At 67.4% G+C, this 21,114-nt stretch carries 14 protein-coding genes and 1 pseudogene; 6 read left to right on the top strand and 9 right to left on the bottom strand.

Annotated features, from left to right (window positions below):
• Nucleotides 1-136: 136 nt before the first annotated feature.
• The 6 genes and pseudogenes from scpA to G7B69_RS10420 form a co-directional block, all read right to left on the bottom strand.
• Nucleotides 137-2,284 carry a methylmalonyl-CoA mutase gene (gene scpA / locus G7B69_RS10445; RefSeq protein WP_166178962.1) on the bottom strand — a complete coding sequence of 716 codons (2,148 nt, stop codon included), beginning with the start codon at nucleotides 2,282-2,284 and terminating at the stop codon, nucleotides 137-139.
• Entirely contained in the window at nucleotides 2,274-2,690 is a 417-nt protein-coding gene (mce, locus tag G7B69_RS10440; RefSeq protein WP_166178960.1) for a methylmalonyl-CoA epimerase, read from the bottom strand. Before mce ends, scpA begins: the two co-directional genes overlap by 11 nt.
• On the bottom strand, nucleotides 2,687-3,163 hold the full coding sequence (locus tag G7B69_RS10435; RefSeq protein ID WP_166178958.1) for a hypothetical protein: 477 nt from the start codon (nucleotides 3,161-3,163) through the stop codon (nucleotides 2,687-2,689). Before G7B69_RS10435 ends, mce begins: the two co-directional genes overlap by 4 nt.
• 6 nt (nucleotides 3,164-3,169) lie before the next feature.
• Nucleotides 3,170-4,703, bottom strand: a pseudogene (locus G7B69_RS10430) (acyl-CoA carboxylase subunit beta).
• Between the two features lie 75 nt (nucleotides 4,704-4,778).
• Nucleotides 4,779-5,948 (bottom strand): 4-hydroxybenzoate 3-monooxygenase, encoded by a 1,170-nt coding sequence (gene pobA, locus G7B69_RS10425; protein ID WP_166178956.1) that lies wholly within the window; start codon nucleotides 5,946-5,948, stop codon nucleotides 4,779-4,781.
• Nucleotides 5,949-5,958: 10 nt separating this feature from the next.
• Nucleotides 5,959-7,368: an aldehyde dehydrogenase gene (locus tag G7B69_RS10420; RefSeq protein WP_166178954.1), complete on the bottom strand. Its 1,410-nt coding sequence runs from the start codon at nucleotides 7,366-7,368 to the stop codon at nucleotides 5,959-5,961.
• A gap of 74 nt (nucleotides 7,369-7,442) precedes the next feature.
• Between G7B69_RS10420 and G7B69_RS10415 the strand changes: the two genes are divergently transcribed.
• The 5 genes from G7B69_RS10415 to G7B69_RS10395 all read left to right on the top strand — a co-directional run bounded on the left by G7B69_RS10415 (nucleotide 7,443) and on the right by G7B69_RS10395 (nucleotide 13,285).
• Nucleotides 7,443-7,907, top strand: coding sequence for a MarR family winged helix-turn-helix transcriptional regulator (locus G7B69_RS10415; RefSeq protein WP_166178952.1), 465 nt, complete (start codon nucleotides 7,443-7,445; stop codon nucleotides 7,905-7,907).
• Nucleotides 7,908-8,015: 108 nt separating this feature from the next.
• Nucleotides 8,016-8,702 (top strand): TorF family putative porin, encoded by a 687-nt coding sequence (locus tag G7B69_RS10410; RefSeq protein WP_166178950.1) that lies wholly within the window; start codon nucleotides 8,016-8,018, stop codon nucleotides 8,700-8,702.
• A 105-nt stretch (nucleotides 8,703-8,807) separates the two neighbouring features.
• Nucleotides 8,808-10,262 carry a sugar porter family MFS transporter gene (locus G7B69_RS10405; RefSeq protein WP_166178948.1) on the top strand — a complete coding sequence of 485 codons (1,455 nt, stop codon included), beginning with the start codon at nucleotides 8,808-8,810 and terminating at the stop codon, nucleotides 10,260-10,262.
• Between the two features lie 51 nt (nucleotides 10,263-10,313).
• Nucleotides 10,314-11,834, top strand: coding sequence for a tryptophan halogenase family protein (locus G7B69_RS10400; protein WP_166178946.1), 1,521 nt, complete (start codon nucleotides 10,314-10,316; stop codon nucleotides 11,832-11,834).
• Nucleotides 11,831-13,285 carry a tryptophan 7-halogenase gene (locus G7B69_RS10395; RefSeq protein WP_166178944.1) on the top strand — a complete coding sequence of 485 codons (1,455 nt, stop codon included), beginning with the start codon at nucleotides 11,831-11,833 and terminating at the stop codon, nucleotides 13,283-13,285. Before G7B69_RS10400 ends, G7B69_RS10395 begins: the two co-directional genes overlap by 4 nt.
• Here G7B69_RS10395 and G7B69_RS10390 read toward each other — a convergent pair.
• From G7B69_RS10390 to G7B69_RS10380, 3 genes are read right to left on the bottom strand one after another with little or no spacing between them, the layout of a single operon-like run.
• The gene (locus G7B69_RS10390; RefSeq protein WP_243415117.1) at nucleotides 13,282-14,301 is read right to left on the bottom strand and encodes a cupin-like domain-containing protein; all 1,020 of its coding nucleotides are present in this window, start codon (nucleotides 14,299-14,301) and stop codon (nucleotides 13,282-13,284) included. The genes G7B69_RS10395 and G7B69_RS10390 overlap by 4 nt on opposite strands.
• A complete protein-coding gene (locus G7B69_RS10385) occupies nucleotides 14,298-15,833 on the bottom strand; it encodes a tryptophan halogenase family protein (RefSeq protein ID WP_166178942.1) in 1,536 nt (511 codons plus the stop codon). Before G7B69_RS10385 ends, G7B69_RS10390 begins: the two co-directional genes overlap by 4 nt.
• On the bottom strand, nucleotides 15,830-17,398 hold the full coding sequence (locus tag G7B69_RS10380; RefSeq protein WP_166178940.1) for a tryptophan halogenase family protein: 1,569 nt from the start codon (nucleotides 17,396-17,398) through the stop codon (nucleotides 15,830-15,832). Before G7B69_RS10380 ends, G7B69_RS10385 begins: the two co-directional genes overlap by 4 nt.
• 136 nt (nucleotides 17,399-17,534) lie before the next feature.
• Between G7B69_RS10380 and G7B69_RS10375 the strand changes: the two genes are divergently transcribed.
• Complete coding sequence (locus G7B69_RS10375) at nucleotides 17,535-20,903, top strand: TonB-dependent receptor (protein ID WP_243415116.1); 3,369 nt, start codon at nucleotides 17,535-17,537, stop codon at nucleotides 20,901-20,903.
• The last annotated feature ends 211 nt before the right edge of the window (nucleotides 20,904-21,114 follow it).

The raw sequence follows: 21,114 nt of genomic DNA, 5'->3' as shown, positions 1-21,114 counted from the left end.
CCGACGCGCTCTTGAAATTTTGGCAAACCTGATCGTCGAAGCAATCTCCGAACGTGGACGCAAAAAGGATCGAATACGGAGTAACCCAGCCAAGCCAGGCCGAGCACGACAAAGAGAGCTTGAATAAGCTTCCGCCTCACTCCGCAGCCTCCCGCAGCGGCGGCATGTTGTGGCCGAGCAGCCGTAGCACTTCCTCGGCGGCGTCCAGCAGGTTGGTGCCGGGGCGGAAGATCGCCTGCACCCCGGCCTCGCGGAGGAAGTCGTAGTCCTGCGGCGGGATCACGCCGCCGGCGATGACCTTGATGTCGGTCCGGCCGGCTTCGCGCAGGGCCTCGATCAGCTCGGGGATCAGCGTCTTGTGCCCGGCGGCGAGGCTCGAGGCGCCGACGACGTCGACCTCGCGCTCGAGCGCCATCGCGCACGTCTCGCGCGGGGTCTGGAACAGGGGGCCGGCGACGACCTCGAAGCCCATGTCGGCAAAGGCGCTGGCGATCACGTTGGCGCCGCGGTCGTGGCCGTCCTGGCCCATCTTGGCGACCATGATCTTCGGCGCATGGCCGAGCGCGCGGCCGACCGCCTGCACGCCTTCGAGGACCTGGGCATAGCGCGGGTCGCCCGCGTAGGCCTTCGAATAGACGCCCGTGACCGGGGTCGGCACGGTGTCGTAGCGGCCGAAGGCGATTTCGAGCGCGGTGGAGATCTCGCCGAGCGTGGCGTTCGCACGCGCCGCTTCGATCGACAGTTCGAGCAGGTTCGCGCCGCCCCTCGCCCCCTCCGTCAGGGCATCAAGAGCCGCCAGGCACCTCGCCGCATCACGCCCGGCGCGGGCCTTGGCGATGCGCGCGATCTGGCCGTCGCGGACCTTGTGGTTGTCGATGTCGAGCGTGTCGATTCCAGCGTGCTCGTCGAGCGCGAACTTGTTGACCCCGACGATGACGTCCTCGGCCCGGTCGACCCGCGCCTGCTTGGCGGCGGCGGCTTCCTCGATCAGCCGCTTGGGCATGCCGCTCGCCACCGCCTCTGTCATCCCGCCGAGCCCATCGACCTCGGCGATCAGCGCCCCCGCCTTCTCCACCAATTCAGCCGTCAGCGCCTCGACGTAGTACGACCCGCCGAGCGGATCGGCGACGTGGGTGATCCCCGTTTCCTCCTCCAGCACCAGCTGGGTGTTGCGTGCGATCCGCGCGGAGAAATCGGTCGGGAGCGCCAGCGCCTCGTCGAGGGCGTTGGTGTGCAGGCTCTGCGTGCCGCCGAGCACCGCCGCCAGCGCCTCGATCGTGGTGCGGATCACGTTGTTGTAGGGGTCCTGCTCCTGCAGGCTCACGCCGCTGGTTTGGCAATGGGTGCGCAGGACCTTGCTGCGTTCCTCCTTCGCGCCGAGGCTTTCCATTACCTCGCACCACAGCGTGCGCGCGGCGCGCAGCTTGGCGACTTCCATGAACAGGTTCATGCCGATGCCGAAGAAGAACGACAGGCGCGGCGCGAAGTCGTCGAGCGCCAGCCCCGCAGCCATCGCCCGCTTCGCATATTCCTTGCCGTCGGCGATGGTGAAGGCGAGTTCCTGCACAGCCGTCGCCCCGGCCTCGTGCATGTGATAGCCCGAGATCGAGATCGAGTTGAACTTGGGCATGTGGCCCGCGCAGTAGGCGATGATGTCCGACACGATCCGCATGCTCGGCCCGGGCGGGTAGATGTAGGTGTTGCGGACCATGAACTCCTTGAGGATGTCGTTCTGGATGGTCCCGCTGAGCTGGTCCTGGCTGACGCCCTGCTTCTCCGCCGCGACGATGTAGAACGCCAGCACCGGCAGCACCGCGCCGTTCATCGTCATGCTGACGCTCATCGTGTCGAGCGGGATGCCCGAGAAGAGGATCTCCATGTCCTCGACGGTGTCGATCGCCACCCCCGCCTTGCCGACATCGCCGACCACGCGCGGGTGGTCGCTGTCGTAGCCGCGATGGGTGGCGAGGTCGAACGCGACCGAGAGACCCTTCTGCCCGGCGGCGAGATTGCGGCGGTAGAACGCGTTCGAATCCTCGGCGGTCGAGAACCCGGCGTACTGGCGGATGGTCCACGGGCGCCCGGCGTACATCGAGGCGTAGGGCCCGCGAGTGAACGGCGCGAAGCCGGGCAGGCCGGGGTCGAGGCTGGCGGTATCCTCGGCGGTGTAGAGCGGCTTGACCGCGATCCCCTCCGGCGTGCGCCAGGTCAGGGCCTTGCCCTTGGTTTCCTTCGCGGCGCGAGCCTGCCAGTCGTCAGTGGTCGCCGCACCCTTAGTGGTCACGGGGCGTCTCCATGATCTCGGTCAGCACGCCGCCCATGTCCTTCGGGTGGACGAAGAAGATCGGCGTCCCGTGCGCGCCGATACGGGGCTCGCCGAGCACGCGGCAGCCCTGCCCTTCGAACCACGCCTTGGCCGCGTGGATCTCGGGCACCTCGAAGCACAAGTGATGCTGCCCGCCGAGCGGGTTCTTCGCGAGGAAGCCGGCGATCGGCGAATCCTCGCCGAGCGGTTCGAGCAGCTCGACCTGGCCGTTCGGGGTATCGACGAAGCACACCCGCACGCCTTGAGCGGGCAAATCGAACGGCTCGCGGATCACCTCCGCGCCCATGGTCTCGCGCCAGAAGGCGATCGCCCGGTCGAGCGTGGGCGTGGCGACACCTACATGGTTGAGACGCCCGAGTTTCATTTAGTTTTCTCTATTTGTGCTGCTGGCGATGGCAATTTGCCAATCTGATATGCTGCGGAACCGACGCCTAAAATGAACGCGGCTATCGATAGTCCTAGAAGCGCAGCTCCGATTACAATCGTAGCATTCGGCTCAGGATCGTAGGTGTTATTGTCTACCGTATCTAGCCCCTCACCTCTCCAAAGTGAGTTGGTAAGGTTTCCCGCATAATCGGCCGCACCGATTGAAAGCAGGATGCCACTGCCGAGGGTTAGTCCGATACCTCCAAGAAAGGCCCACGCCGGTCCCGCGAACATGATCGGAGCAAAGCGCTCAGAGTTGAAACCAGCGATCAATGCGGCCGAATGAAAAACTGCAGTGGACGTCAGAACCCACTTTAGGAGTGTTACCGAGCCGTCAAAAAACCGCGCAATCGCGTCGCGGGCAATCGCCTTACGCTCCTCGAAAATCCAATCAGGCTCGTCGTCTTTCAAGAGACCTCACAGCGGCAGGTTATCATGCTTCTTCCACGGGTTCTCGAGCTGCTTGTTGCGCAGCTTCCGCAACCCCAGCGCAATACGCCGCCGGGTCGAGTGCGGATAGATCACCTCGTCGATGAAGCCCATGCTCGCGGCGACGAACGGGTTGGCGAAGCGGTCTTCGTATTCCCTGGTCTTCTCGGCGATCTTGTCGGGATCGTCGCGCTCGGAGCGGAAGATGATCTCGACCGCGCCCTTGGCACCCATCACGGCGATTTCGGCGGTCGGCCAGGCGTAGTTGAGGTCGCCGCGCAAGTGCTTGGAGGCCATGACGTCGTAGGCGCCGCCATAGGCCTTGCGGGTGATCACGGTGATCTTGGGCACGGTCGCCTCGGCATAGGCGAACAGCAGCTTGGCTGCCGTGCTTGATGATCCCGCCCAGCTCCTGCGCGGTGCCGGGGAGGAAGCCGGGGACGTCGACGAAGGTCACGATCGGGATGGAGAACGCGTCGCAGAAGCGCACGAAGCGCGCGGCCTTGCGGCTGGCGTTGATGTCGAGCACGCCGGCGAGCACCATCGGCTGGTTGGCGACGACGCCGACCGTGCGCCCCTCGACCCGGCCGAAGCCGCAGAGGATATTGCCGCCGTGGTTCGGCTGGATTTCGAAGAACTGGCCCTCGTCGAGCACCTTCCGCACCAGCTCGTGCATGTCGTAGGGCTGGTTGGCGCTCGCCGGGATCAGCGTGTCCAGGCTGTCCTCGATGCGGTCCCACGGATCGCCGGTCGGCAGCTCGGGCACGCCCGAGCGGTTGTTCTCCGGCAGGTAGCTGACGAACTCGCGCGCGGCGAGCAGCGCCTCGATGTCGTTCTCGAACGCCAGGTCGGCAACGCCGGTCTTGGTCGTGTGGGTGACCGCTCCGCCCAGCTCTTCCTGCGTCACGACCTCGTTGGTGACGGTCTTCACCACCTCGGGACCGGTGACGAACATGTAGCTCGAATCCTTCACCATGAAGATGAAGTCGGTCATCGCCGGCGAATAGACTGCGCCGCCCGCGCACGGGCCCATGATCAGGCTGACTTGCGGTATCACGCCCGAGGCGAGCACGTTCCTCTGGAACACCTCGGCATAGCCGGCGAGGCTGGCGACGCCTTCCTGGATGCGTGCGCCCCCTGAGTCGTTGAGCCCGATCACCGGCGCGCCGACCTTCATCGCCATGTCCATGACCTTGCAGATTTTCTGGGCGTGTCGCTCGCTCAGCGAACCGCCGAACACGGTGAAGTCCTGGCTGAAGACGTAGACCAGCCGTCCGTTGATCGTGCCGCTGCCGGTGACCACGCCGTCGCCGGGCACGCGCTGCTGGTCCATACCGAAGTCGGTGGCGTTGTGCTCGACGTACATGTCGAGCTCCTCGAAGCTGCCTTCGTCGAGCAGGATCTCGAGCCGCTCGCGCGCGGTCAGCTTGCCCTTGGCGTGCTGCGCCGCGACCCGCTTCTCGCCCCCGCCGAGGCGCGCGGCGGCGCGGCGGCGTTCGAGCTCCTCGATGTTGGCCGACAATGCGCTCTCCCGGCGAGTGTTACGCTTTAGTTGCGGCCGTAACCGGGTGCGCCAATGGGGGCAAGTGGCAGCGGCCTACACCGGCAGCCCGACGTAGTTCTCGGCGATGCTGGTCTGCGCCGCGCGGCTGGAGGCGATGTAGTCGAGTTCGGCGACCTGCATCGCCCGCTCGAACGGCCCGTCCTCGGGAAAGCGGTGCATCAGCCGGGTCAGCGACCAGCTGAACCGTTCGGACTTCCACACCCGGGCGAGCGCCTTGTCGGAATAGCCGGCGATCGCATCGGCATCGCCGCGCTTGAAGAAGCCGAGCAGCGCCTCGGCGGCGTAATGCACATCGCTCGCCGCGAGGTTGAGGCCCTTGGCCCCGGTCGGCGGGACGATGTGCGCCGCATCGCCGCACAGCAGCAGGCTGCCGTGGCGCATCGGCGCGAACACGAAGCTGCGCAGCGGGGCGATCGACTTCTCGAGCGCGGGGCCTCGGGTCATGTGCGCGGCCGCCTCGGGCCCGAGGCGGATCGCCAGCTCGTCCCAGACCCGCTCGTCCGGCCAGTCCTCGATCCGGTCGGTCAGCGGCACATCGACGTAATAACGGCTGCGCGTCTTGCTGCGCATCGAGGCGAGCGCGAAGCCGCGCTCGTGGTTGGCGTAGATCAGCTCGTGGTTGCACGGCGGCACGTCGGCGAGAATGCCGAGCCAGCCGAACGGGTATTCGCGCTCGTAATCCTTGCCGACGCTCGCCGGGACCGCCCGGCGGCTCGGCCCGTGGAACCCGTCGCAGCCGGCGATGATGCGGCAGTCGATGCGCTGCCCGGCGCCGCCCTTGCTGAAGGTGACGAACGGCGCGTCGCCGTCGACATCGTGGAGGGCGACGTCCTCGACCTCGTAGATCACCTCGAGGCCGCGCTCCTCGCTCGCGTCCATCAGGTCCCTGGTCAGCTCGGTCTGCCCGTAGACCACGACGTGCTGGCCGGTCAGGCCTGCCAGGTCGATCCGCACCAGCCGCTCGCCGTCGGCGAGGTTGAAGCCGTCGTGCGGCAGGCCCTCGGCCTTGAGCCGGGCGTCGAGCCCGAGCCGCTCCATCAGCGAGACGGTGACCCGCTCGAGCACGCCCGCACGGATGCGGCCGAGCACGTAATCGGGCGAGCGCCGCTCGATCACCACGCACTCGATGCCCTCCGCGCGCAGCAGGTGGCCGAGGAGAAGCCCGGCCGGCCCGGCGCCGACGATACACACCTGGGTCTTCATCGCAGGGCCCTCAGATGGGGTAGTGGCCGGGTTCGGTCTCGAAGGTGATCCAGCGCAGCTCGGTAAAGGCGTCGATCCCCGCCTTGCCGCCAAAGCGGCCGTAGCCCGAGGCCTTCATGCCGCCGAACGGCATTTGCGGCTCGTCCGACACGGTCGAGGCGTTGACGTGGCAGATGCCCGATTCGATTTGCCGCGCGACCTTGATTCCACGCGCCGTGTCGCGGGTGAACACCGCGGCCGAGAGACCGTACTCAGTGTCGTTGGCGAGCTCGATCGCGTGGGCCTCGTCGCGTGCGCGGGCGATGCCGACGACGGGTCCGAAGCTTTCGTCGCGGAACAGCTTCATGTCGGGCGTGACCTTGTCGACGAGGTGCGCCGGCATGAGCACGTTGTGCGTCGTTTCGCCGCCGGTGAGCAACTCGGCGCCCTTCTCGATGGCGTCCTGGATCAGCCCATAGCACTTGTCGACCGTCTTGCGGTCCACCACCGCGCCGAGCGGGGTGTTGCCCGCCGCCGGGTCGCCCACCGGCATCGACTTGACCTTTGCCGCGAACCTGGCGGCAAATTCGTCCGCCACGCTTTCGACCACGATGATCCGTTCGGTCGACATGCAGATCTGGCCCTGGTTCATATAGGCGCCGAACGCCGCCGCCTTCACTGCTTCGTCGAGGTCGGCATCCTCGAGCACCAGCATCGGCGCCTTGCCGCCGAGCTCGAGCAGGACCGGCTTGAGGTGCTCGGCCGCCCGCTTGGCGATGATCTTGCCGACCGCCGTGGAGCCGGTGAAGTTGATCCGCTTCACTTCGGGTGCGTCGATCAGCGCGCCGACCACCTCGGCGGCATCTTGCGGCGCGTTGGTCACCACGTTGACCACACCTTCGGGGAAACCCGCGTCGGCGAAAGCCTCGATGATCAGCGCGTGCGTGCGCGGGCAGCTCTCGCTGGCCTTGAGGATGACGCTGTTGCCGCAGGCGAGCGGCACGGCAATGGCCCGCACGCCGAGGATGATCGGCGCATTCCATGGGGCAATCCCGAGAATGACGCCGACCGGTTCGCGCAAGGCCATGGCGATGGTGCCTTCGTGGTCGGAGGGAATGACCTCACCGCCGATCTGCGTGGTCAGCGAGGCCGCCTCGCGCACCATGCCGGCGGCGAGGGCGAGGTTGAACATCGCCCAGCCGGCGGTCGCCCCGATTTCGCCCATCATCGCCGCGACGAACGCATCCTTGCGCGCCATCAGCGCATCAGCGGCCTTCGTCAGCACGGCGCGGCGGGCATTGGGCCCGAATTTCGACCAGGCGGCGAATCCCTGCTTCGCCCGCGCGGCAATCGCCGGCACATCGGCCGCGCCCATCGCGGGGGCAGAGGAAGCGACCTCTCCGGTCATCGGGTTGTGTCGTTCGAAAGTGGGCGTGGCCATGTCGATCTCTCCGGATTTGTTTGTTGTACCGTATAACAAGTTTGCATCCGCAATAAAGTCGTTATTGTTGGCTCATGGCACGCCGATCCCAGCCGCGGACCCTCGCTCTCGGGCCCCTCGACGGGCTGCTCGGTTACCGCCTTCGCCGGGCGTGGAACGAAGTGCGGCGCGATTTCGAAGCGGAGCTGGGGTCGCTCGGGATTACCCGCGGCATGATCGGCTTGCTCTCGGTCGTGCAGGCCAATCCGGGCATCGCCCAGGGCGCCGCCGCTCGGCTGCTCGACATCCAGCGCGCCAACATGGTCAGCCTGGTCGCCGACATGGCGGCGGCCGGCTGGATCGAAAAGGGGCAGGCGCCGAGCGACCGCCGAGCCATTACCCTGACCCTGACGGCAGTGGGAGCGGACGTGTTTTCCGCCGCGCTGGAACGCGTGAGGGCGCACGAGGAGCGCATGTTCGGACGTCTCGACGCGGCCAGCCGGGCCCGCCTCGCCGCGATGCTCGCTGCGATCGGGCCCGAGCGCGCCGACGCGGATTGAATCGCGACGCGACCGTCAGGGCCCGCTTTTCAGCCCTCATGCGAGATGTTACCCCTCGCGCGGCCGATGACACCCTTGCCGTTCCGACAGCCTTGGCGATCCCGCGGGATGAGCTGCCTTGCAACAGCGGCTATCGCTGCGGCCGGCGTTTTCCCGGCCCCCGTCTCTGCCCAGGTCGCCGTCGAGGGCGCAGTGCTCAGCGATTACCGCGTGCGCGGGTATTCGGTCAGCGAAGGCGATCCGGCGGCCTCGCTGTCGCTGTCCTACGACGATCCCTCGGGGGTCTATATCGGCGCGACGGCCATCGGCAGCCTCCACGACGGCGAGCCGGAGTTCGCCGGGTTCCAGGTCAACGGCGGCTATGCGCTGCGGGTCACACCGCAAGTGTCGCTCGACGCGGGCGTATCGCGGTCGGTCTATTACTACGCCTACGGCAACCGGCGCCTGGCCTATACCGAGCTGTACCTCGGCGTGGCCGCACCGCACGTCAGCGCGCGGGTCAGCTATTCGCCCGACTATTATCGCGCCGGCACGTCGACGCTTTACGCCGAAGTCGACGGCGGGATCCAGCCGGCGCCCAATTGGGTGCTGAGCGCTCACGCAGGCGTATTCAGCTATCTCGGCTTGCATCCCGTCTTCCTCCCGCGCGAGCGGTATGACTGGCGGATCGGCGCCGCGCGCAAGTTCGGAGCGACTTCCTTGCGGCTCGATCTTTCGGGCCGGGTCCAGGGCAGCCCGGCGGGCCGGGCGACCGACGCGACCGCCCTCGTCGTGAGCCTGATCCACGGCTTCTGAGGCCAAGACGAGCATCTTGACGCAAAGACACTTGCCGAACCCGCTGCGCGCGGTAAGGTAGCGCTAACATTACGCGCTGCCAAAGGCGCGAGGGGAGAGGACCTTATGAGCAATTCGCGTACCGGCGTGAACATGGCGCTGATCTCGGCGATCGTCGCCGTCGCCACCATCGGCGGCCTGCTGTTCGGCTACGACTCGGGTGCGGTCAACGGCACCCAGACCGGCCTGACCGCGGAATTCAATCTCACGCCCGCCACGCTCGGCTTCACGGTCGGCTCGCTGCTGATCGGCTGCGCCGTCGGCGCGGCGCTCGCCGGCCGCCTCGCCGACGTGATGGGCCGCCGCAACGTGATGCTCATCGCCGCGGCGCTGTTCGTCGCCGGCGCCGTGACGCAGGGCCTCACGCACGACCACACCATCTTCGTCATCGCCCGCTTCTGCGGGGGCATGGCGGTCGGCGCGGCGAGCGTGCTCAGCCCGCTGTACATCTCCGAAGTCGCCCCGGCGAACATTCGCGGGCGGCTGACGACCGTGCAGCAGGTGATGATCATCACCGGCCTGACAGCGGCGTTCGTGGTCAACTACTTCGTCGCCAACGCGGCCGGCGATTCGCTCGGCGAACTCGCCGGCGTCAAAGCCTGGCGCTGGATGTATCTCGCCCAGGCGCTGCCCGCGGTGGTGTTCCTCGTCGCGCTGTTCTTCATTCCGGAGAGCCCCCGCTACCTCGTCAGCAAGGGGCGCAAGGCAGAGGCCCTCAAGGTCCTCACCAGCCTGTTCGGTCCCGCCGAAGCCGAGCGCAAGGTCGGCGACATCCAGGCGAGCTTTGCCGGCGATCATCGCCCGCGCATCGCCGACGTGTTCGTGCCGGGCACCGTGTTCCGCCCGATCGTCTGGGCCGGAATCCTCCTGGCGACGTTCCAGCAGTTCGTCGGCATCAACATCATCTTCTATTACGGCGAGACGCTGTGGAAGCTCGCCGGGGTGTCCGAATCCGCCGCGCTCGAGCGCAACGTGGTCTCCGGGCTGGTATCGATCGCGGCGGTGTTCGCGGCGATCATGCTGATCGACAAGATCGGCCGCAAGCCGCTGCTGCTGATCGGTTCGGTCGGCATGGCGGTGACCCTCGGGGCGATGACCTGGGCGTTCAGCGCCGCCGGCACCGACGCCGCCGGCAACCTGATCCTCGCCCCGACGCAAGGCTGGGTCGCGCTGGTCGCCGCCAACCTCTACGTGATCTTCTTCAACTTCAGCTGGGGCCCGGTGATGTGGGTCATGCTCGGCGAGATGTTCCCCAACCAGATCCGCGGCTCGGCGCTGGCGGTGGCCGGGTTCGCCCAGTGGGGAGCCAACTTCCTGGTGGTGCAGATCTTCCCGTGGATGGCCGACAGCCTCGGCCTCGCCGCGACTTACGCCTTCTACACCGCCAGCGCGGTGATCAGCTTCTTCCTCGTCCGCGCCTTCATCAAGGAAACCAAGGGCAAGGAGCTCGAGGAAATGGAAGGCTGGACCGCCCCGACCGCGGCGGGCGACGCCGAGGTCGCGACGACCCCGCTGGGCTAGGCCTGAGAGCGGCGCTGGCGTGAGCGCCCGCGCCGCTCTAGTCTCGCGGACATGAGCGAACGCCCGTCGCCCTTGCGCGTCGTCGTCCTCGGCGGCGGAACCGCCGGGTGGATGAGCGCGTGCGCGCTCGCCAAGCTGCTCGGGCCGCTGGTCACGGTTACGCTGGTCGAGAGCGAGGACATCGGCATCGTCGGGGTCGGCGAGGCGACGCTGCCGCACATCCGCGGCTTCGTCGAGCGGCTCGGCATCGACGAGGCCGCGTTCATGCAGGCGACCCATGCGACCTACAAGCTGGGTATCGACTTCCAGGACTTCGGCCGGATCGGCGAGAGCTACGTCCACCCGTTCGGCACGTTCGGCGAGGAAGTCGCCGGGGTGCCGTTCCATCACTACTGGCTCGAGCTGCAGCGCCTGGGCCTGGCCGAGCCGATCGGCCACTACTCGCTCGCGGTGACCGCCGCGCTGGCGGGCAAGTTCCGCCCGCCGACCACCGACGGCACGCTCAACTCGACGTACGGCTACGCCTACCAGTTCGACGCCACGCTGTTCGGGCCATTCCTGCGCGAGCACGGCAAGACCCTCGGGGTCGACCGGATCGAAGGCAAGGTCGTCGAAGTGCGGCAGGACCCCGAAAGCGGCGACGTCACCGCGCTGGAGCTCGAAAGCGGGCAGGAGATCGCCGGCGACCTGTTCGTCGACTGCTCGGGCTTCCGCTCGCTGCTGCTCGGCACCACCCTGGGCGAGGAGTGGGAGGACTGGTCTGGCTGGCTTCCGTGCGACCGCGCCGCTGCGCTGCCGTGCAGCCATGTGAGCGAGGAGATCACCCCCTTCACCGCCGCCATCGCCATGCCCGCGGGATGGCGCTGGCGCATTCCGCTGCAGCACCGGATGGGCAACGGCTACGTCTTCGCGAGCCAGTTCCTCTCCGAGGACGAGGCTTGCGCGGCGATCGTCGGCGCTGTCGACGGCAAGCCCCTCGCCGATCCGCGCGTGCTGCGCTTCCGCGCCGGGCGGCGCAAGGCGAGCTGGCAGAAGAACGTCATCGCCGTCGGGCTCTCCAGCGGTTTCCTCGAGCCGCTCGAATCGACCTCGATCTATCTCTCGCAGATGGCGATCACTTACCTGATCGAGCTGTTCCCGATCGGCGGCCCCATTGACCCGCGCGACCGCGACGAATTCAACCGCCTGGTCGACATGGAATACGACCGTGTGCGCGACTTCCTGATCCTCCACTTCCACGCCACCACGCGCGACGATTCGGAGTTCTGGAACCACGTGCGCACGATGGCCGTGCCCGACACCCTGGCCGAAAAGATGGCGCTGTGGCGCGAGGCGGGACGGGTCGAGAAATACTCCGACGGGCTGTTCTACGACGCCAGCTGGATCGCCGTGTACCTCGGCCAGGGGGTCTGGCCCGAGCGGCACGACGCGCGCGTGCGATTGCCCGATCCCGAGCAAGTCGCGCGGGCGATGGCCGCGCTGCGCAACGCCATCGTCGCCGAGGTCGGGGCGATGCCCGGCCACCGCGAGTTCCTGACCGCCAACGAGCGGCGGCTGGCTATGCAATCATGAGCGAACCGCGCGAACTGCCGCAGCGCATCGTCGTCTTCGGCGACGGGCCGCTCGGCGTGCTCGCCGCGGTCGCGCTGCGCCGCGCGCTGCCGCGAACGGAAGTGGTGGTCATCGCGATACCGCCCGACCCGGCGGCCTTCGCCGAGCGCTTTGGAACCGCGCTGCCGTTCACCAACCGCTTTCACGACCGGCTCGGGATCGAGGAGGAGGATCTGGTCCGCCAGGCCGGCGCGAGCCATCGGCTGGTCACGCGCTATTTCGGCGGCAACGGCCCCGCATGGCAGCGCGCGGCCGGCTATGGCGCGGCAATCGATCCGGCGATGAAGACCGCCTTCGCCCGCGAGTGGGGCGGCGGGCCGCGCAACGCCGAAACCGGCGCGCCGCCGCGCTCGCTCGGCGAAGTGCTCGCCGCCGCGGGCCGCTTCGCGCCGCCTTCGGGCGAGGCGGACTCGCCGCTGGCCGAAGTCGACTATGCGCTGCGCTGGAACGTACCCGCTTACCGCGCGCACCTGATCGGCATCGCCGAGACACTCGGCGTCCAGCACGAGCGGCGGGCGGTTCTCAGCGTGGTCCCGGACAGCGACGGCGGCATCGCCGCGCTGGCCATCGATGGCGGCGGCGAGTTGGCGGCCGACCTGTTCATCGACTGCAGCGGTTCGGGCGCGATGCTGCTTTCCAAGATGCCCGGCGCACGGTGGGTCGACTGGGGTGGGCAAATCCCTTCGCGCGCGGTGCTCATGGGCCTGTCCGGCGAAGGGATCCTCGCGCTCGAAGACCGGGCGACCTGGACGCCGCTCGGCTGGCGCTGGGAACTCGGCGGCCGCGACGGCCGGCTGGCGGTGCTCGCACTGGCCGGCGAAGCGGACGGCGCGGCGATGCGCGCCGCCCTCGGTGCCGAGCCCTCGGCCCTGGTTCCCTTCGCGCCCGGCCGCGCCGAGGCACCGTGGCTCGGAAATGTCGTCGCCCTCGGCGACGCCGCCGCGCAGCTCGAGCCGCTCGGCGGGATCGCGCAGGATCTCGCGCATCGGCAACTGGCGCTGCTGCTCGAATTGCTGCCCGGCCGGACCGTCGATCCGGCCGAGCGCGCGGAGTTCAACCGCCGCGCCTCGATGATGGCCGACCGCGCCTGCGACTGGCTCGCCGCGCATTATGCCGCCCCCGTTGCGGTGGCGCGATTTCCCGGGCTCGTCTGCTCGGCCGAGCTCGACCGCACGCTCGACCAGTTCGGCCGCCGCGGACGGGTGCCGTTTTCCGAGGATGCGCCGATGCTGGTGCAGGAATTCGGCGCCCTGCTCCAGGCGCTCGGCCGTCCGCAGGGCGAAGGACCGCTGGCGCTGGCCGGCGACGGGTCGGATGAACATCTGGCGCGCGCCTTCGAGGCCCGTGCCGCGGCAGCGGTGAACGCCGCGCCGCCTTATGGCGAGTGGATGCGGCAAACGATGGCCGGTTAGGACCGGCCGAACGCTTCCTTCAGCGCCGCGCGCAGCCGGGCGAACAAGGCCGGGCTCGCCGGGGCCATGATCCCCTTGGCATGCTCGGGCAGGTGAGCGGCCGGATCGCCGTTCGCCTCGAACACGTAATGATCGAGCATCATCTTCCAGATTTCCCGATCGCCCGGCGGAAGATGGCGAAACGCCAGCATCGCGTGCAGCAGGGCGTCGTAGGCCGGTGCGACCCCCTCCGGAGCGTCGTTCCACCAGTAGTTGACCAGGATGCTGACCGGCTCGAGCGATTCGACGCCGTGCCACCAGGTGTAAGGAATGTAGAGGGCATCGCCCGGTTCGAGCTCGGCTTGCTGCGCCGCCGCCCAGGCCTGGCGAAACTTCGGGTAGCGCGCCAGGTCGGGCGCCTGCGGATCGACCATGCTTACCGGGGTGCCGGCCGGGGTGATTTCGAACGGGCCGGGATACATGTTCGCCAGCTGCGCCGGGGGGAACAAGGTGAAGCGGCGGCGCCCGGCAACGCAGCAGGCGATGTTCTCCTTGATGTCGTAATGCGGAGCGACGCGAATGCGATTGCCGATCCAGATGCGCGGCGCGATCCCCGGCACGAGAGCCAGGCGGTTCGCCTCGGCAAAGGCCGGCAGGACTTCCGGCAGGATTTCCGACTGGACGGCCATCGCCGGTGGGTGCTCCGAGCCTTTCGCGAGGAGCAGGTCGCGCAGGAAGTCCTCGAGCCGGCCGCGGCCCTGGATGAAGTTGAGCCCGGTCATGTCGGCGTTGTAGAAGAAGCGGCCGTTCTCCTCCGGCCGCGCGGCGATGGCCTGGATCGGCCGCGCCGGGCGGCAAGCGACCAGATAGTCGACAATCGCCGCGTCGCTTTCGCGCGCCGCGGCAACCGCGGGCCAGTCGCGCACCAGGGCGCGCATGACGACCGGTTCGCCCGCCGGGCGGATCTCGTCGCGGAAGCGGGCCAGATCGACCTCCGCGACCTCGCGGATCGGTTGCGGCGCGGGCAGGCCGGTCACGCGCTCAACCGGAGCGAGGCATCGATCGCCGACCCGTTGGCGGCGAGGAACTGCTCCTGCGTCGGCATCTGTTCGACGGTGCGGGCGATCACCGCGCGGATGTGGGCAAGCCGGTCGAGCGTCTCGGCGTCGGACAGCATGTCGGCGACCGGGTGATAGCCGCCGGCGGCAATGCCCTGGCCGACCATCGCGGCGAGCCAGCTGCTCTCGGTGAACAGTTCGTGGTGCTCGCGGAATATCCGTCCCGACGAGCGGAACAGGGCGAGCTTTTCCTCCAGCCCTTCGGGCGGATCGAGGTTGCGGCAATAGTCCCAGAAGGCCGTGTCGTCGCGCTCGGTGGCGCGATAGTGCAGTACCAGGAAATCGCGGATGTCGACGTATTCGCGCTCGGTCAGCCGGTTGTAGCGCTCGATCTCGGCCTCGCCGAAGGCGCGGGTCGGGAACAGCGTCATCAGCTGGGCAATGCCGGTCTGCACGAGATAGATGGCGGTCGATTCGAGCGGCTCGAGGAAGCCGCCGGCGAGGCCCAGCGCGACGACGTTCCTGTCCCACGCCCTCGCCCGGTGGCCGGCGGTGAAGCGCAGGCGGTTGGGCTCGGCGAGCGGTTCGCCGTCGAGGTTCGCCAGCAGCAGGTGGATCGCTTCGTCGTCGCTCATGTGCGCCGAGCAGTAGACGTGACCGTTGCCGATGCGGTGCTGCAACGGGATCCGCCATTGCCAGCCGGCCGGGCGCGCGGTCGAGCGGGTCAGCGGCTCGCTGGTCCCGGCGAGGGTGCAGGGAATTGCCACCGCGCGATCGCACGGTAGCCAGTGGCTCCAGTCGACGAACGGAACGCCCAGCTCCTCCCCGATCAGCAGGGCGCGGAAGCCCGAGCAATCGATGAACAGCTCCCCTTCCACCCGGGCGCCGCTTTCGAGCACCACGGCGGTAACGAAGCCGCTCTCGCCGTCGCGCTCGACCGAGGTGATGCGGCCTTCGGTGCGGGTGACGCCCTGGTGCTCGGCGCGGCCGCGCAAGTAGCGGGCGTAGCGGCCGGCGTCGAACTGGAAGGCGTAACCGAGCTTGCTCAGCGGCGACTTCGGATTCTCGGGCGTCGGCCAGGCCATCTTGCCGGCCTTGGCGGCCACCGCGGCGATCGAATAGGCGTCGAGCTCGCTGGTATCGCCGAGCGTGCGGCCCTTGAGCCAGTGATGGTGGAATTCGATCCCCAGCATGTCGAGCCCGTGCGAGCCGAACGGATGAATGTAGCGGTGGCCGGGCCGCGTCCAGTCGACGAATTCGATGCCCAGCTTGTAGGTCGCGTGGGTCTCGCGCACGAACTCGTTCTCGTCGATCCCGAGCATGGCGTTGAAATGGGTGATCTGCGGGATCGTCGCCTCGCCGACGCCGACGGTGCCGATCGCCTCGGACTCGACCAGCTCGATCGCGAGGCCGGGGAAGCCGCCGACGATCCGCGACAGCGCCGCCGCGGCCATCCACCCGGCGGTGCCGCCGCCGACGATGACCACCTTGCGGATCGGTTCGCCGATCACGCGATGATCTCTTCGCCCGCGCCTACCCCGGCCCACGCCCCGGCTGCGCGCAAGAACTGCTCCTGCGTCGGAAGCGACTCGACGGCCTTGCTGAAGTGGGCCCGCATCGCCGCCATGGCCTGTGCCACCTTGTTCTCGTCCAGCGAATCGGCCAGCGGCTCGTGAGCCTCGGGCCACAGGTTCTGGCCGAGCATGACCGCGACCCAACTGGCGGTGCCGAACAGCTCGGCGTTCTCCCTGAAGATCCGCCCGTGCAGCCGCCACAGCTCGATCTTGCGCGCCAGGCCCTCGGGAATCTCCATGTCACGGACGTAGCGCCAGAACGCCGTGTCGTCGCGCTGGGTCATCTTGTAGTGGAGGATGATGAAATCGCGCACGTCGTCGTAGAGCTCGCCCATCCCGCGGTTGTACTCGTCGCGTTCGACCGGGCTGATCGGCTCGTCGGGGAACAGCGCCAGGAGCCGCTGGATGCCGTTCTGGATCAGGTGAATGCTGGTCGATTCGAGCGGCTCGATGAAGCCCGAGGACAATCCCAGGGCAACGACGTTGCGGCTCCAGCTGTTCTTGCGCCGGCCGGCGGCGAAGCGGATCGTCCGCGGCTCGGCGAGCACTTCGCCTTCGAGGTTGGCAAGCAGGATCGTGCGAGCCTCGTCCTCGTCCATGTACTGACTCGAAAAGACATGGCCGTTGCCCATCCGGTGCTGAAGGGGGATGCGCCATTGCCAGCCCGCCGGCCGCGCCGTGGAGCGGGTGAACGGCTCCGGCGGCCCGGCGAGCGCGGTCGGCACCGCGATCGCCCGGTCGCACGGCAGCCATCGGCTCCAGTCGTCCCATGTGGCGCCGGGCTCCTCCCCGATCAGCAGCGCGCGAAAGCCTGAGCAGTCGATGAACAGGTCGCCCTCGACCACCTCGCCGCCGGCGAGCTCGACCGCCGTCACGTCGCCGCTTTCGCCGTCGCGGTGGACTTTGACGATCGTGCCCTCCCGCCGCTCGGCACCCTGCCGTTCGGCCAGATCGCGCAAGTGCCGCGCGTAGAGGCTGGCGTCGAAGTGGAAGGCGTAGAACAGGCTGGATATGGCGGACTTCGCGCCAGGCGCCGGGCGGCCGAAGCGGCCCGACTTGGCGGCGAGGGCGCTGACGCAATACTCGTCGAGGCTGCCGGGATCGGCGCCGCGGGCGACCTCGCGCAGCCACAACTGATGGAACGAGACACCGTTGAGGTCCTGCCCGTAGGTGCCGAAGGGATGGAAATAGCTGTCGCCGGCACGACCCCAGTCGACGAACTGGATGCCCAGCTTGAACGTGCCCCTCGTGGCCTTGAGGAAGGCGTTCTCATTGATGTCGAGCATCTGATTGAAGGTGATCAGCGGCGGAATCGTCGCCTCGCCGACGCCGATCGTGCCGATGGCGTCCGATTCGACGAGGGTGATCCGGCGTCGCCCGTTGTTGAGGAAACGCGAGAACGCGGCTGCCGCCATCCACCCCGCGGTACCCCCGCCGACGATCACCACCCGGCCGATTTCGGTATCGCTACCTCGGCTTCGGTCGCCGTCAGCCCGATTCATCCACAACCCTTCCCGATTTTCACTTCACCGCAGACGAGAGGCTCTTGCCAAAGCGCGTCTTACCGCATAATCAGCACGATTGAAAAAGCAAAAGCCTGCCGCAAATTGGTAGCGCTAACATGGGGGAGGACGGCTCGTGGCTAAGTCACGGTACGATCGTTTGACGGTCGATTCGGGTACCACGAAGATGCTGCGGCGCTCGCTGAGGGGCGGCGCTTCGCTGTTTGCGGTCGGTGCGCTGCTCGCTTCGGCGGGGGCTTACGCGCAGGACAATCCGCCTGCCCCGCCGGCGGGCGACACCACCAAAGACGCCAACGGCAACGAGATCGTCGTCTCCGGCATCCGCCAGAGCCTGGCGACCGCGCAGAACATCAAGCGCGAATCGGACACCGTGGTCGACGCGATCACCGCGCAGGACATCGGCGCCCTGCCCGACCGTTCGGTGACCGAGGCGCTGCAGCGCCTCCCCGGCGTCGAGATCAACCGTTTCGCCGGATCGAACGACCCCGACCACTTCTCGGTCGAAGGTTCGGGCGTGGCCATCCGCGGCCTCACCTTCGTTCGTTCGGAGTTCAACGGGCGCACCTCCTTCGCGGCCGGCGTCAACGGCCAGGCGCTCAACTTCGCCGACGTTCCCTCCGAGCTGCTCGGCTCGGTGATCGTCTCCAAGAACGCGACCGCCGAGATGATCGAGGGCGGCCTGGCCGGCACGGTCAACCTCAACACCCGCAAGCCGTTCGACAACAAGGGCTTCCACATCGCGTTCGACGGCGAGGCCAACTACGGCGACTTCCGCAAGAAGTGGACGCCGACGTTCTCCGGATTGATCAGCAAGACCTGGGATACCGCCGGCGGCGGCACCTTCGGGATCCTGCTCAGCGGCTCGTACTCGGAGATCAAGAGCCGCGCCGACGGCGCGCAGATCTCGAACTTCCAGACGCGCGACAACACCCGGGTGCGCGCCTCGAACACCACCGACACGCTCGTCTGCCGCAACCCGCTGCCCAGCGACACCGACACGATGACGCTGCCGCCGGGCGGCTCAAACTGCGGCACGCCCGAAACGCCGGGCGCCGACGGCTTTGCCGACTATGCCAGCGTCCGCTATGCGCCGATCGGCGGCCAGTTCCGCACGCAGGAGTTCGACCGCAAGCGTGACGGTTTCTCCGCCGCCGCCCAGTTCGAAACGGCCGATCATGGCACCGTGGTCACCGCCGAGTACATTCGGTCTCACTCGGTCAACAACTGGGGCGAGAAGACCTTCGAGACCTCGTCCGACCTGTCGGATTACAATACTTATCCGCTCGGCTGCCAGCAGAACGCCAACGGCCCGATCTCGATCGACAGCGCCGGCCTCCCGGCGCCGAACGCTTCGCAGCAAGCGCGCGCGCAGTGCCCGATGGGCGGGTTCGAGAACTACGTCTACGATTCGAACAACCTGTTCCAGTCGGGCTACATCACCAACCCGAACAACGGCTGGCGCGGTGCGACCAACGGGCCTGGCGATCCCTACGTGCCGATCGGCGGCATGCAATCGGCTCTCGTCAACCGCCAGGTTCACGAAGAGACGCTCAACCAGGACTGGGGCCTCAACTTCAGGTCCGAGCTGACCGACAGGCTGACCCTGTGGGGCGATGCGCAGTACGCCAAGTCACACGTGCAGAACCTCGACTTCGGACTGTGGGGCTCCAACTTCACCGACCAGGAGCTCGACCTGACCGGCAACCTGCCGGTGATCATTCCGCACAAGCCGAGCACGCTGTCCTACACCTGGTCCGCGCCGAGCCCGCAATTGGCCGCGGCGACCGACGAGACCTACTTCACCGATCCGCACTTCCAGTTCTGGCGTTCGGCGATGGATCACATCGAGAACAGCACCGGCCACCAGTACGCACTGAAGGGCGACCTCGAGTACAAGTTCGACGACGGCTCGTTCATCCGCAGCGTCAAGGCCGGCGCCCGTTATTCGGATGCCAGCCAGACGGTTCGCTACACGACCTACAACTGGGGCATGCTGAGCGAAGTGTGGGGCGGCAACCGCCCGATCAACTTCGCCGACGTCGACCAGAGCAGGATCTCGTTCTACGAATTCCCGAACTTCTTCCGCGGTGAGGTTCCCGGCCCGCCGGGAGGCTACTACTACAACGGCAACCTGACCAAGGGTTACGCCAGCGGCGTCGATTTCGCCCACGGCATCGAAGCCTTGTATTCCGCTCAGGGAGGCAGCTCGACCTGGAACCAGCTCAGCGACCGGGCCGGCGTCATCGCCGGCACGCCTTACCTGCCGTCGGAAATCCAGCCGGTCGACCAGAAGGACTTCGCGGCTTACACCCAGATCAAGTTCGAGAGCGACGGCATGCTGCGCCTCTCAGGCAACATCGGGGTGCGCTGGGTGTCCACGCACTTGAACTCGTCGGGCGTGATCGGCATCGGCACGCAGCAGGCGCTGGGAATCAACCAGGACTATAATACACGCTGCGCCATTGCCAACCGGCCGTTCGGGGCGCCTTCGCGGCCCGGCGGCGTCTGCAATCTCGGCGCTGCCGGCTATCAGGCCCTGCGCGATTTCGTCGCCAACAGCACCCCCGTCGCCGAGACGGTGAAGAATCACTACGACTACTTCCTGCCGAGCCTGAACCTCAAGCTCGGCGTGAGCGACGACGTGATCCTGCGCTTCGCCGGCTCCAAGGTCCTCACCCGGCCGCAGAACGGCTATATTCGCGACTACTTCACGGCGGGGCTCGACACGACCGGCAACCTGACCGCCACCGCCGGCGATCCGACCTTGAAGCCGGCGACGGCGTGGCAGTTCGACGTCACCGCCGAGTGGTATTTCGCCCGGGTCGGCTCGCTGACGTTCGATGCGTTCTACAAGGACGTCACGAACTTCTTCTACCAGTCGGTTCGCACCGAGCAGTTCACCAACGACCTCGGCCAGTCGCGCGACATCATCATCCGCGGACCCGCGAACTACAATGGCCACGGCAAGATCAAGGGTTTCGAGGTCGCCTATCAGCAGACCTACGATTTCCTGCCGGGGCTCCTCTCGGGCCTGGGGATGAGCGCGAACTACACCTACATCGACAGCTCGGGCCTGCCGAACAGCTTCCTCAACGGCGGCGGCGTCGCCAACACCTCGCCGGTGCCACCCGGCCACCTGCCCCTCGAGCAGCTGTCGAAGCACAACTTCAACGTCGCAGCGTTCTACGAGAAAGGCCCGATCAGCATTCGCGCCGCCTACAACTGGCGGTCGAAGTTCCTGCTCACGGCTTCGGACGTGATCATTCCGTACTTCTCGATCTTCAACGCAGCGACCGGACAGCTCGACGGGTCGATCTTCTTCAGCGTCACTCCGCAGATCAAGATCGGCGTCCAGGGTGTGAACCTGCTCAACGAGGTCACCAAGACCTTGCAGGCCTACACCGGCGATCCCGCCGCGCTGGCTCCGCGCTCCTACTTCATGAACGACCGGCGTTATTCGTTCATCGTCAGGGGCAGCTTCTAGAACCCGCCGCGTAGCTCCTTTCGCGGCTCTCTCGGGGCGCCGCCGTTCCATCCGGGACGGCGGCGCCTTTGTTTATAGGCGCTATCGGCACTTTTCTATTGACATAACGAACCATATCGGTTATGTGGACCGCCGCTTCCTTACCTGAGGAAGCAAGGGGCCGGGAGGCGCGGGTGCACACGTCTTCCTCCTTCTGCCGGGTTAGACCCCG

Origin of the sequence: Croceibacterium segetis (genome assembly GCF_011320115.1) — a bacterium.
GTDB lineage: Bacteria > Pseudomonadota > Alphaproteobacteria > Sphingomonadales > Sphingomonadaceae > Croceibacterium_B > Croceibacterium_B segetis.
Note: the sequence above shows the minus strand (reverse complement) of the source record. Positions and strands in the feature narration are given on the sequence as shown.